Annotated in this window: 1 protein-coding gene (cut by a window edge); it reads right to left on the reverse strand. The window is 70.5% G+C overall.

Features of this window, described 5'->3' with window-relative positions; all coding sequences use genetic code 11:
- A protein-coding gene (locus tag ACFXHB_RS32410) for a DUF6349 family protein (protein ID WP_380578330.1) crosses the window boundary here: on the reverse strand, positions 1–14,220 show its 5' portion. The gene continues 13,980 nt to the left of window position 1, outside the view; the window shows 14,220 of its 28,200 coding nt (coding positions 1–14,220); the start codon lies at positions 14,218–14,220; its stop codon lies beyond the left edge, outside the window.
- Between the last annotated feature and the right edge of the window lie 184 nt (positions 14,221–14,404).

Below are 14,404 nucleotides of genomic sequence, written 5' to 3' on the forward strand. Positions count from 1 at the left end.
CATCTCGCGGGGGGCGAGACGGAGAGTGTGGCCGTTGGTGCTGGTGCCGAGGTTCGAGAGATGGATGTCGTACAGCCCGCCGGGACCCAGGTCCAGACTCGTGACGATGCGAGGGATCCCGAACTCGGCCTTCTCGTTGCGGTGCTCGACGGTGAGAACCACGTCACCGATGGCGACGTCGGACGCCCGGGCCGGTCCGTAGCCTTCGGGCACGGCCTCGGCCCAGAAAGGCGGGATGACCGGTTCGTCGTCCCGGTACCAGGTATCGCGGACGCCGACCTGGTGCGAGGTGCCGTCGCCGTCGACCATCACGTAGTACGGCCACTGGACCTCCTGGAACTCCCCGCGTGCGAGCGACCCGTCTGCCGTGCGGAAGTACGCAGGGTCGCCTGCGGCCCAGGCACGGTATGGCGCGGTGCCGACACCGAAGTCGTCCTCCGCGGGCGAAAGCGGGACGGGCCCCTCGGCCACAGGTGCGGTGGCTTCCGTGGGCGCGCTCTTGTCCACTGCGTGCGCGGGGGTAGGTCCGAGTCTGGGAAGGACCTGTTCGGTGGGCGGCAGCGACCAGGTGTCCGCTTCCGGCAGGGCCACGACGCGCGTGATCGAGAACCGCATGTGCGGTCCCACGGTGTCGTACCAGTCGTGGTCGGGGCCGTCCTGGACGGTGACGTTCTCGTACCAGGTGTCCTTGCCGTCGCCGCGGCGGACGCGAACCATGTCACCTGCGAACAGGCGCTGCGGCACCTGGTCCAGGGGCCGCCAGCCCGCGGGTGCCGGGTCTGTCGGACTGACTGGCTCGGCGACGGCCGCCGGTCGGACGGGAGCGCCGACGTTCTGGGCGAGCTGCTCCTGGGTGAGGACCTGCACCCGGGTGCCGAACGGCACGAACGGAGTGTCCAGGCTGTCCGGGTCGTCGACCCACAGGCGGTGTCCGGTCACGGTTCCCTCGTGCGAGCGAACCGTCGCTGTCGAGTACCCGGTGAGCCGCCCTTGAGCCCATGCCCTCTCCCCGGCCATGAGATAGGGCGCGCGCACGAGGTCGCCGATCACGAGCTGGTGTGCCAGGACTTCCTTCGGCCGGCCATCGAGGCCGCTCTGCCCGTGCAGGTTCGCTGAGGTGGGCAGCTCGACCAGTGGGTCGGGCTCGTGAGGTGGCGGCAGGGGCGTGAAGGCGGCGTCGAGGGATTGTGCTTCGGCGCGCAGGGCCTGGGCCACTTGTGTCAGCAGCTCGCTCGGGCTGGTGCCCGGTTGGGCGGCGTCCGCGGCCTCGCGTGCGGCGTCCGCGAGCGTGTGCAGGTGGGCGCTGGTGACCGGCAGGCCTCCGTGGGACAGCGGCCGTCCGGCGGTAGCGTTTCGCGACCACGCGGTGGCGGCCTCGGCGAGATGGGGATCGTTGCTGGTGCGCCAGGCGACGGCCAGCGGAGCGACCTGCTGGACCTGGTCGGCGTTCAGGGCGGGGGCGGCGAGGAACCGCGTTGTCTCGGGAAGCGGCTTGGAGGTGTGCCAGGCGGTCCAGACGGCGGCGCCCACTGGGGCGCTCCACCGGTCGGCCGCGGGGGTGCCACCGCGTGCGTCCTGCGCCCACCACTGACGATCGCCTCGGTGGCTGCGGGTGCGGATCCAGCCCTGGGTGTGGCCGTTCGCATCGACGACCCGCCCCGTGCCACTGTCCAGGTCCAGGTCGATCAGCCGGTGACCGTGATCGTCGAGCTGCAGTCCCTCGGTGCTCGATGCGGCGGCCAGTCGGCGGGTGTCTCGCTCAACGGTCTGCGCCGTCACGGCCAGGCGCTCGCCGGGCAGGACCAGATCCTGCGCTGGTACGAGCGCGGTGATCTCTTCGTCCGGGCTCAGGTGGAGGTCCGGGCCGATGACGGGGTCGATGACCTGGTGCAGGTTCCTGCTGAGTCCGCTGGCGTCGACCTGGTAGGCCTTGGCGTGGCTGCCGCCGCTGAGAAACCAACTCCCCTGGACGAGGTCGGCCGGGGTGCACCGCAGTGGCACCCACGGCTCGGCGGATGTGGCCGGCCCAGGGCCGGGGCGCTGGACGGAGAGCATCAGAACGGCCCGGGTGAGGGTCCGGCGGTGCTTTTCGCTGAACAAACCCTCCCCGTAGACGGGAAGGCCGGCGTCACGGTCGACGGGCGGCTCCTGCTGCCGCTCGCGCCAAGCTGCCCGGTTACGTTCAAGCTTCTCGCGCAGGCGCTTGTCCGTCCGGACTTTGCGCTTGGCGGCCCTACCATCCGGGCCCCCGTCGATGACGGCGACGTGCGAGTGCCGGCCCCAGTCACCGCCGTAGGATCCTCCCGCCTCCAATATCGATGCGAGGTCAACCCTGTGGCCGTAGTTGGCCTCAACCAGCTGAGGATTGTCCCACTGGCCGTCGCGGTGCCTGCGGATGACTGCGCCGGGTTCCACGTCGGCGCCCGCGACCCAGCGGGACTTCTCGGGGAGCGGAATCGGCGGTGTGCCCTGGATGCGGGCACTGAGCTCCGCGTCACGGTGCAGGTGGTCCGCGAAGTTCGCTGCGTCCTCGCTCAGGTGCGCCCGGGCGTACGCGAGATAGGCCTCGGCGAGTGCCGCGTCCAGCACGGTCTCCAGCCAGGGCAGGCCACCGGCGTCCTGCGCGGGGGCCGCGCCGGCGATGTGGCCCAGGAAGTCCACGACGGCGTCCGGGTCGTCGCTCTCCTTCTCAGCCTCGGCTCGCGCGGTGACCAGGCGCTCGGCGAACACCTGGCGCAGACGAGCGTGGTGGCGTGTCTCGCCCGCGATGCCCGACCGGCGCGTCTGCGGTCCCTGCGGGTCGCCGAAGAAGACGTCTTTCAGAGCCTGCGGGTCGAAGCCCGCGTCGTTAATCCGTGTGAGGTAGTCGGCTAGGGCGAGCTGGCCGACCCGTTCGATGTCGCCGCGCAGGGCCTTGGCCTGCCGCGCCCGCACCCATGGGGCCTTGGCCTGGCCGAGGTTCTGCTCCCAGAAGTGCCGGCAGTTGGCGTCGAACTGCGCGAGCGGCTCGAGCCGCTCGGCGACCTGCAGCATCCGCAGGTATTCGGCGCTGCGGGCGTGGTCGGCGCCCGCCGCCAGCACACGCTGGGCAGCGACGTTGGAGACCTGGCCCCCTTCGGTGGGGTTCCAGTGCGAGGACACGACGTCGTGGGGCGGGGCCACTTCGCCAGGCACCGGAGGTGCACCGGCCAGACGCGATGTCACCGGGACCCCTGCGCTAACCATCGGGACCGGCGCGCCGGGCACGCCATTAGCCGGATCGGGGTCAGAAGCCGTCTGCAGCGCCACCGCAGCCTCTGACTCCGCCTCGACAGCTGCGGGGTCAGGGGCCGCGGCAGATCCGCCGGTGCTCGGCTCGGGGGCACCAAGCACCGTGTCGGCCGGCTGCAGGGCCGCTGTCCGGATCTTCTCCCAGGCCCGGGGAGTCGTCCGGGCAAGGACGTCCTCGGCCACGCCGTCGCGCAGGTAGGCCCAGAGGTGATGCTCCGTCGCACCGTTCCAGAGCAGGTCGTCAACGGTGTCGGCAAGCGCTTGGGCGAACCGGTCGAGATCGCCGGCTTCGACATGCCGGACCAGCTCGGGATCCTGCGCGACATCGTTGGCGATCCACTCCACGAGGTCGTCGGCGGACGGCGCGAGGATGTCGTTCATCGCCTCCGCGATCGCGGAGGCGAGCGCCCCGCGCACGGGAGCACTGTTCCAAGCGGCATCGAGCGGCTCGTCGGCGAGGACCGTGTCGAGCCAGGCGGTCACCTCGCTCGTCTCAACCAGGTGCTCGTTCCGGTGCGCGGGCCGAACCAATGCAGGCACCACCACGGTCAGCGGCAGGGCTGTCCCCGGCAACTCGTCGACGGGGATCCCGGGGAGCGGCTGGATCGCCGGCGCGGCATCGTCCGGTGTCAGGGTGACGGAGAGCCGGTCGGGTGTAGGGGCGGAGAGGGTGATCGTGGTCCGCGGCCCGGTCACGATCCGGCGTGCCGGTTCGAAGTGCCGATCCGGAACAGCTGGGGCGAGCACAGAGGCTGTCGGGGCGCCCTGCGGGGGCGTCGGCGTGGCGCCGATCTCGTCCTGGCGGAGCTGCTCGGCGTCCTTCTGCAGCGCCGAAACGCCGGCGCCGTCGCTGAGCTTTCGGAGCATCGCGCCGGGCACACGCAGGACGTAGTCGAGTGAGCCGAGCTCGAGGCGCTTCTTGGCGCGGGTGACGGTGACGTAGGCCAGGCGCAGGTCCTCGCCTCCCGGCGGAACGAGTTCGCCGGTTTCGGTGTCTTCCTTGGGCTGGGGGAAGTCGGGTCCGATGCGGACCTGGTCCCATTCGCGGCCCTTCGCCTTGTGGGCGGTGGAAACGGTCAACTGCGGCTTCTGGCCGGGGTCCTTGGCGTCCTCCGGAACCAGTTGGCGGACCATGTCGATGATGTCGTCGGGGCTGTAGTGGTCAAGGAGGCGGACGAAGGTCTGTAGTGCCTTGGCGTCGTCGTTGGACTCTGCGTACTCGCGGACCTCGTCCCAGTCCTCGAACGCCCTCAGTTCCGGGTGCTTGGTCCGACGGCCGGCTTTGAGGTCCTTCGCGGCCTTGGCGATCAGGTTGATGTCGGTCCCGCCGCCGACCATCGCGACGCGCTTGCCCGCGTCCAGGCCCTCGAAGACCGCGCCGACCGCGCCGATGTTGGTCTTCGTCAGGATGGCGTCGGGCTCTTCCACGAGGCCGATCCTCGTGGCCAGGGACGGATTCCCCTGGAGCTCCAGGTCTGCGCCCAGGAGCTGCAGGTAGCCGTTCCCGACGGCGGCGACCTCCGGGCCGAAGCGCCAGCTCTGGGTGAGCGGGAGCACGATGTCGGCGGGCCAGTCCTTGAGCGCGTCGATCGCACCGCGGAAGGAGTAGATCGACTGCTGGCTGTCCCCGACGACTATCGTCTGGGTGGGCTGGTCCTGGATGACGCGCTTCAGGACGGGGTTGATGTCCTGCGCCTCATCGAAGAGGATCATGCTGTAGGGCAGGCGGGGCCGGGTGAGTGCCCAGATCTTGATGTAGTCGTCGCTGTTAAAGACGATCTTGTCGCTGTGGGGGTCGGTGATGTCCGCCCAGGCGCGGCGGGCGGCGTCCAGGAGGCCAGGTGCAGCGGGTGTGCGGCCCCACTGGCCGAGGTGCTGCTGGCCAAGTTCGTCGTCCGCGCTCTCACGGTAGCGGCGTACCGCCTGCATCGCGATCTTCGCGATGTCCTCCGGGTCGACCTCTCCCCCGGTGAACATGAGGGGCCGGGTGATGCCCAGGGCCGCGGCGACATCCTTGTCCCGGCGCGCGCCGGGGTGGGTGCGCGCGATGGCGACCTTGCGCTCGATCGGTGTGTCCTTCAGTCCGGCTCGGGCGAAGGCGTGGCTGGTGTCAGCGGTGACGTTGCGCGGCATCTTGCGCTTCGCCTCGTCGGCGATGGACCGGTTGAATGCGATGTAGGCGATGCGCTTGTCTGGCAGGCGGCGGGTGACCATCAGCAGTGTGGACGTCTTGCCGGTACCGGCCAGGGCCTGGACGGCGACGTCCAGGCCAGCCAGGCACGCGTCAATGATCTTCTGCTGCTGTGGGGTGGGCGGATACTCCGTGCCCGCCTCTACGGCTAGGGCCTTCGCGGCGGCAGCCGCTTCACGCTCGTCCATGTCCGCCAGGTAGCCGCGGATCTTGTCGAGGATGCGCGGCAGGCCACTGCGGTCACGGCGCCTGTATGTCCAACGGCTCTCGCTCTTCTTGAAGCCGAAGCCGTTGTCCCGCAGCACCTGACGGAGGTCATCCTCCAACTCGAAGAAGCCCGACTGTCCCGTCCCGGTGATATGGGTCGCCCGCCCAGCTGTGGTGATCTGGATGCGGTTACTCCACGCGTTCGGGTCCGGTTCCTGCTCATGCTCCGCCGGCCTTCCTGCTGCCGCATCGACCTCGGTGGTGAGCTGCACCGAGGCGGCCACCGCGCCGTCAGGGCCCTCCGACACGGCCTCATCTGCTGCGGCGGACGCGTCGTGTACCGGCGACTCATGGCCGGCGCCCAGGCCGCCGTTGGCGTGCTCTGCGCCGTCAGCGACTTCAGTCGGCCCCGACCCCTCGGTGGTCTGCTCGGCACCCACCACCTCGCCTTCTGTCCGAGGAGGGAGGAGGGCGATCGCTTGGGTTGCTGCCGCGTGCAGCGCAGCGGCAGCGCCCGCCTGGCGGTGGAACGGTGCTCCTTCCAACGGGGCGCCGTCGCTGAGCCGGGCCGACCACTCGCCTTCCGCTGCCCGGCGCACGGAGCCGATGAACCCGGCGTCGTTCGTAACCGGGACCCATCCGTCCGTGCCACGGACACCGAAGGTGATCTGCGGACTCACCCGCATACCGTCGACGGTGTGACCGACGGCGGAGTCCCAGGTGGCCGCGGTCCCATCGTCGGGTAAGACCAGCTCGTGCTGCTCCTCGCCGCTGTCGACGAGGGTGCGGATGCTGAAGCCAGGCAGACCGTCGACCGGAATGAGGAGAGACCGCTCCGCCGATGGGGCTCCCTGTGCGTGGGTGACCGCTGCCTCCTGCCGCGCGCTTCCCTGGTCCGCCTCTGTCAGCAGGTGGGTTCCCTCTGCGATCGGACGCGCAACGGTGTCCTCGTCGGCCGTCGGCTCCGGCTGGGGTGCGGAAGGGACATCAAGGTCAGCTTCCGCGCTGGCCGGTGGCTGGGGCAGAGGCGCGAGCGGTTCAGCCCCGTCGTCGACGGCCGAAGGCGCAGACCCGGCGGGTGGGAGGTCCGGCATAGTAAGGGGGTCACGGACGCGACCGGCCCAGGTGGCTGCGCCGGTCGCCAGCTCGGTGTACGCGGCCCGCAGGTCGGAATCCCCGGTGGTTTCCCCGGCGGCGACCGCAGTCGCCGCGACGGCCACCGCGTCCAGACGTTCGGCCAGTTGCTGACTGCCGAGTGGTCGCTCCAGTGCGGCCTTGACGGCAGCGGCTGCCGCGGTCACCAACGTGGTCATGCGGGTGGTGATGATGTAACTGGCTCGCGGTCCCTGCCGTCCACGGAGGTAGGCGCGGGCAGCGCGGCGGGCGAGCTGGTCGGCCGTGTAGGCCACATCGCCTTCGGCCGGCCGCATGGCTCCGTGGCGGCGCAGCGGTCCCGGGACCGTCTCGGTGACCGCGAGCGCGTCCCGGGTGCCCTCGATGGTGATCTCGCCCGTGTCGTTGCGGGTGACCGAGAGCAGGGTTAGCGGCTCGGACCAGAGGATCTCGCGGTCGGACTCGTCGGATGGCGGACGACGGGTTGGGAGGCGTAGCACCGTGCCTGGCTCAAGGTCGTCGAAGGCTGTGGGCCTCCAGCCGGCCGGGGCGCGGTCGGCCGCGAAGTCGGCGCGGTCGTAGACCGCGTCCCGTGCTCCCTGGCGGGTCTTGTGCTCGCTGCGGGGGTGGCCGTCTCGGTCGAGGGACAGGAACACCTTTCCGGCCTTGGCCGTGGCGCCAAGTGGTTCTGCGTCTTCGTCCAACACGAGATTCCTGCGGCCTGCAGGTGTGCGCTGGTGATCGGAGCGTTCGGCGCGCAGCTGCTCCCTCTCGCGCCGGATGGTGTGGCGGCGCTCCAGGCTGGCGCTCAGCGTGGCTTTGCGCGCGGCCACGTAGGCGGCGTGGCCGGGCTGTGCCAGTGGCAGGTCGAGCTGGCCGAGTTCGTTGTGGATCTGCTCGTCCGTCAGGTCGGTGAGGGGGCCGGTCAGCGGCCTTGCGGTGCCTTGGTCGGTGCTGGGCGCGTCGGCGACGGTGAGGAGGTGGTCGCCGCGGCGCACCGCCCAGAGGTTGGCGTAGGCGTCGGGCTCGTTCCCGTAGGTGCGGATGTCGTCGCCGTTGACGGCGGTGACGCGGCGCCACCAGGGTGTCGATCCGGCGAGGATCTCGTCACCGACCCTCAGGTCGATGGGTGACCAGCGGGCCTTGCGCTGCTCCATCTCGGTGCTGTGAAGGGCTTGGCGCTGGTCGGACCAGAGTTCGGGAGCGGTGGCGTCGGCCGGGCCGGGCGGGGTGTCCGGGTCCTGGCGGACCGCGATGGTGCGGCCGCGCGCCAGCATCGCCGTCACGAACAGGCTGGACTTGTACAGGCTGGTGGAGCGGCTCGTGTTGCTGGTCTGGACGTGGACTCCGCGGCTGGGCGCCCACACGAACTGGGTTTCGCCGCAGGCGGCCTGGGCTTCGTCGTCGCCCTGCTTGGGTACTCCGTGGAGTTCAGCGGTGGGACCGGTGTGGTCGATCCAGATCACCTCGGCGGGGCGGGGCCGGTCGCCATCGTCGACCGCTGCCGGGGCGACGGCGGCCGTGTCCGACTCCAGGGTGGGCAGGCGGTCCGGTTCAGCCTCGATGGGCGCGGTTGCGGTTGCGGGCCGCTCTGGACCGGGCCCCTCCGCGGGGATCTGGTCGGCGGGTGCGGGTACGGCGGGCCGACGGACGTCCTGCTCCACGGTGGCGAGGTTGGGCCGGAAGCCCTCCTTGGCCGACTTCCCGCTGAGACGGGCGGCGACGGAGTGTTCGGAGTTGTAGGTGTAGTTGCCCTTCGTCAGCTCCCAGGTGAGGCTGTAGTGGCGCCATCCCGTGGCGGTGTGGGCGTTCAGTGTGACGTCGTAGCTGTCGGAGTAGCCTTCGCGGTTCCAGCGGCCCTCGGCGGCCCAGCCGTTGGCGAGCGCGGTGGCGATGATGACTTCGGCCCTGGCCGGCGCAGGTTCGCCGAGCGGCTGGTCCGGGGCGGGTTGCGGCGATGGCTCGTCGACAGCGCCCGGTGGTCCGGCGCCGGCGTCGGCGTCGGCGTCGGCGCTCTGTACCGGCACCGCGGCGGCGGTCGCCAGGTTGGCCGGTGCGGCCGACTGCTCCGGGGCAGGCTGTGCGGCGGAGGCGTTGATCTTCGCCATGACGTCGTGAAAGTAGTGGCGCATCGCCAGGCGGAAGGCCAGGAGGTCTTCCGGCGACGTCATGGCAGCGGCAAGTGGCCCGGTTCCGGCGCGTTCGGTGAGCCAGGCGTCCAGCCGGCCCGCGAGGTCTCCGGCGGATCCGTTGAAGTGCCGAACCGCCTCCTCGAGCATGCTCCGGACGTCGTCCTCTAGTCCGGCGACCGCCGCCGGCAACTCGTCGGGCAGGAGTGTGCTCGTCACCTCGCCGGCGGGCCCGGACGTGATGACATGCCCCTCGGGGGTTCGGGTGGCCTGGACTCCCGGGGTGGTCGCGACGAGCTCGCCGAGGATGCGGCCTGACTCGTCGTTCACAGTGCCGTCGACGCTGGCGTAGGTGTACCACCGGTCCGGCAGGAACGCAGCTCCCGGCACGTCCTCGACGGCGGGGGTGGCCGTGCGCTGCCTGACCTGGTCGACGGCTTCCTGCGCAGCCCGGTCAATGTCGGTGTGGACGTCGCCGACCTGTTCGTCATCGATCTTGACCTGCCATCCTTGCCGCAGGTACGGGCTGAACACCAGTTGCGCGAGCGGGGTGTAGTCGGGGAGGGAGAGAACGTCCCGGACGGAGTGCTGGTCGCCGCTGTAGGGAGCCGTGACGAAGCCGGGTCGGCCGGGGACGGGTTCGGCGGTGTTGAGGAAGATGGCGCCGGCCTGCGCCAGGGACATCTCCTCGCCGTCGACCCGGTAGCTGGTGGTGTTGTTGGGGCGGTTGACGGCCTCGACCTGAACCTCTGCGGCCCGCAGGGCCGTGACCATGGTCATCCGGGTGAGGTCCCCGGATGCTCGCCGGCGGGAGCCGTCGGACTCTCTGACGCTCCCCTCACCCAGTCCTACTCGGCCGCTGTCGACGAAATTCGGCGCCGGGAGGTCGGTCGTGCTGCCGGGCTGGGATGTGGCCCGGTCGCGGGCACGGCGGTCTTCGCGGCGCCGCTGCTCCTCCTGCTCCTGGCGGATGGTCAGGGTGAGCCTGACGATGTGGTTCTTGGCCTCACTATGGAGCTGCTGGGCCAGCGCGCTCGCTGCGTCGTCGCCTGCCGGCGCCGCAGCGAGTTGCTGGGCGAGCCGGTTGGTCGATGCGAGGGCGCGCAGGTAGGCGTCCATGACGGCGGGGTGGTTCGGCTCGTCGGCGGTCGCCTCCCGGTGTGCTTCCTGCCAGGTGGCGTGGAACTGGGTTGCGGCGCCGTCGCCTTCGGACGAGGTGCGGACGTGCCGGGGAAGGGCCTCGGCGAGCTGCTGGTGGAGTGCGGTCAGTCGGGCGGCGGCCTGCTGGAGGCCTTCGGCGCTGTACGGTCCGGCGATGAGCGGATCGCTCGAGATGGCGGGAGCGCTGGTGAACTGGGCGGGCTCCGCCTCGGCCTGATCGGTGGTTGCCTGCTCCTGGCCGGTCTGCGCCACGATGTCCGTGAAGGTGAGCTCCCGGGCGCCGTCACGTTCGGCGGTCGCGGTGGTGCGGGAGGCCAGGAGCGTGGCGTACTGGGTGAGGGTGCGCAGGTGGGGTAGTGCGACGGGTGCGCGGTAGTGCTCACGCTCGAGGTTGCGGGACAGCTGGATGGCTGCGGTAGCGAGGCGGCGGCAGCGCTCGGCGACATCCCGAGCGGGGTGGACGAAGGGGTCCAGGCTGCTGCCGACCGGCCCTTGGCGCAGGTCTTCGACGGCCTTCCAGACGGCTTCGCCGTCCGGTCTGGCCCCGAGGCCGGTGGTGAGTAGCTTTCTGCCGGCGGGTGTCTCCTTCAGGCGCCACAGGCCGCTGAACATCTCGTCGAAGTCGTGGGTGGCTTCCTGCTTGGAGGTGTAGGGCTGCCCGTCTGGGATGGTGATGTCGCCGTCTTGGGGCAGTGCGGGCGGGTCGGTGATGGTCCGGACGGTGCGCTGGAGGTTCTGGAGGGCGAAGGTGGCGGTGCGGACTCGGTTGTCCCGGGTGCTGAAGTTCGTGCGGGGCGGCAGTGCCCAGGCGCCAGGTGTCGGTGTGGGCTTGAAGCCCTGGCGTTCCAGGGCGGTGCGGACCGCGGCGTCGCCCTCGCTGTCGGTGACGCCTCGCACCGTGCTCGTGAGGTAGTGGTGCTCGATCTCGATGGCAGGCGAGGCCGGTACAGGGGTGGGGGTGTCGAGGGTCTGCGGCCCTGCGTCGGCGGTGGCGAGCCTGCCGGGGATGGAGGCCGGAACGCTGTCCCGGGCGGTGAGGGCTGCCAGGATCTGCGCGGTTGCGGCGGGCTCCTGCTGGGAGGCGCGGGTAGCGGCCGCGTAGCTGTAGGCGGACCGGATTAGGTGCGCGAGGACCTTACGGTCGTCGCGGTCGCGGTAGGCCGCTTCCGGCAGGCTCAGGGCCATCGCGTAGGAGGCGTGGGCGAGGTTGGCAGCTTGGCGGACCAGATCGTCGAGGGTGCCGTCGGCGGCGGTCGCCCAGAGCGCATGGTGGGCGGCTTCCCGCAGGCCTTCATGGGCCTTTGCGGACGTGGGACCGCCGGCGGCGGGATCGACTCCGCCGTGGGCGAGGCGCTTCGCGGTCGCCGTGCTCACCCACGCTTCCAGTGAGGCCGTCAGATCGCGCGTCCCCTGCTCGAAGGGCTGCTCCGGGCCGAAAGGGGCGACGTTGGCTGCGGCGACCTGGGGGGCGGCGAGACTGCGCTGATGCTGGTAGGCCTGTCTTGCGACGTTGCGCAGGATCTCGCGGCTGGCCGGCTTTTCGGCGTCCACAGCCGCTTCGAGGGCGAGGCCCGCCACCTCTAGCCACTCGGGGATCGCCCGGCCGAGAAGGGTGTCCGGGGTCTGCCGCAGGTCCCACATCACGGTGCGCAGCCGCTGGGCGGCAGGGCTACCGGCCGGGGTGTGGGCGTCGGACCAGCGGTCGTACGTCTCGAAGACGATCGAGCGGGCGTAGAAGTAGTGTCCGCTGTCACCGTATGGGTTTGGCCTCTCCTTCAGCGGGTCGTTGCGTGCCTGGACGGCGAAGGACTCAGGGTCGAGGTTGGCCGCGTCCAGGAGCAGCTCGTACAGGTCGCGGGTGGCGTGCAGGCGGGCGAGGTGACGGTGAGTGCGGTCAGCCAGCAGCTGGGCCAGCTCTGAGACGCCCGCGATCTCGAACTCGGCGAGCCGCTCGGCGGTCTCGGCAAGGGCGTCGTAGGCGGCGAAGACGTTGACGGGCGTGTACGGGTCGCTGCTGGCCGCCGCGTCGATCGCCGAGGCTGTGGCGGCCAGCGCCTCGGGGTCCGCGGGCTGAAGGGTGCCGGTCGCGGCCAGGGAGATGGCGGTGCGGAGCTCTTCGGCCCTCGCGCGGACCAGTTCGCGCCCTGCCACGGCTTCGCCGGCATCGCCGTAGTGCCCGAGGAGTATGGCGAGGTTCCTGACCCGTGGCAGCGAGGATCCGACCGCGTCCTCCAAAGCCGGAGGGGACGCGATCACGTCGTCGGCTTCGGACGCACGGTCGGGCGCCGGAACGGCGGCGTGGTCGTGGGCGGCCGGAGCGGGGGTGGGTGATGCCGGCGCGATGTCGTAGCGGGTGCCGTCGGACCATGTCAGGGTCAGCCCGTGCGGGCGCTTCATCAGGACGGCACCTTCGCTGATCAGTTGCTGGAGGGTGGTCTGCAGGTCGGTGCCGTCGGCTGGCAGACCCCGGACGCCGTCGCCTCCGGTGACGGTGTAGTGGGTGGACCCTGACAGGTCAGGGTTGTCGGGCACGTCCTGCGCGGGAGCACTGATCGGCTCGGTGGTGTTCTTCCAGGCTTGGAAGGCCTCTACCTGGGGGTTGTCGATGGTCGCGAGATAGCGGTCGGCGTGCTCGCGCGCGGACTTCATCATGTCCCAGGTGGCAGAGACGCTACGTCTTGCCCGCGCTTCGCGGTCCCACTGTTCACCGACACGGCGGGCGGCGTCGGTCAGGTCACGGATAATCTGCACGTCGAGTTGGCCGGGGAGGTGGAGCAGTCGGGCGCGCCGGGCGTGGGTGATCGCGGTGATGGCCCGCTGCCCGGCCTGCGCGAGTGCCTGCTCCTGCGGGCTACCGTCGGCGAGATGGCTACCGTGTTCATCTGTCCAGGCCTGGTAGGTGTCCAGCATGGCCTGCTCTGCGGCCCAGTACTCCGCCCGGTCGGCGTACGGCTGGGCAGCCTCTTGGCCTGGGAGGGGCCTGCCGCGGGGGAAGCGGGGTGCCCTGGGGCCAGGTGCGGAGGGCTGGGGTGCCCCGGCGGCGCTGTGGGGGGTAGGTGACGCGGCAAGATGGTCGCGTGCCGCGTAGACCAGCTCGCGAACAAGATTGTCCGAGTCTCTGTTCTCGTCGTTGGGTAGCGTCTGGAGGATGTCGAGGTAGGCCGTCGCCGCGTCGACGAGGGCCTGGGTCTGAGCCACGGCGCGGAAGTCGGGGTGTCCGCCGGCGCGCGCGTCTTCCAGGTGCCGCTGGTTCTCGGCGGCCCATTCGTTGCCCACGCCCAGCAGCAGGCGGAACGCTGCATCCTCAGGGTCGGTGTCGGCGGGCTCGGTGAGGCGTTTGCCGTCGCGAATTCCGTAGCCGTTGGCGTGGTACCACCCGAAGTACGCGTCGCGCACCTCCCGGGCGCTGTCCCGGACCGAGTCGGGGCCGGCCGCCGGTTGCGCCCCCTGGGCCGGGGTGTGGGGCTGGTCGTCGTCGTAGAGCGCTTGGCCAGTGGCCTGGCCGGCGATCTCCGCGTCGATCTGTGCCTGGTTGGCGCGGGCGCGCATCAGCTTGTCGTGTTTGCCGAAGGGCTGGTCGACGAGCTTGGTCGCGCGGTCGACTTCGAGTTTGAGTTCGTCGACGACCGTGAGGTGGATCGAGTGGAGGCCGTCGAGCTTCTCGATGTGGTTCTCGAGCCGGGCGATCAGGCCGAGCGGCGGTTTGGGTTCGCTGAGGAAGGCGCTGGCGTCGTCGATCGCGAAGGTGGCCTGCGCGATATGGCTAAGCCCTTCGATCGTGAACTGGATGTGGTCATGGAAGTTGTCGATGCGCGCCTGGATGTCCTGACCACCGAGTGTCGCGATGCGCTCGAAACGGCTGTTGCGTGCGCCGCGCGAGTGGCGCTTGATGAGTGTGAGCTGGGTGTGGAGCGCTTTGGCGGCGTCGGTGCGTTTGGTGTGGACGGTGCCGTCGGGCGTCTCCAGGCTGAAGGCCGTGCCGGTGGTGTCGGTGCGGGCGGCGGCGGCGCGTCCGACGAGCTCGGCGCGCTTCTGGGCTGCGCTGACGGTGGCGTCGGCGGTGTCGACGACATTGCGCAGGTGGTTGTTGGTTCGCTTCCAGCTGCTGTAGGCGGATTCGAGCTGGCGGAGTTCCTCGTCGACTTGCATCTTCTTGAGCAGGAGGGGGTTACCGGTGGCGATGGCCTTGATCTCGCCGAATTCGAGGTAGTCCTTGCCAAGGTCACCGTCGAGGGGTGCTAGAACGCTGATGAAGATCTTGGTGTGATCGGGGCTGCCGCCGTCAGGCGGCAGCCCCGATCTGCCAGGTGGTGCCGTTGTGGGCGAGTCCGAG

The organism is Kitasatospora sp. NPDC059327 (assembly GCF_042752535.1).
Classification (GTDB): domain Bacteria; phylum Actinomycetota; class Actinomycetes; order Streptomycetales; family Streptomycetaceae; genus Kitasatospora.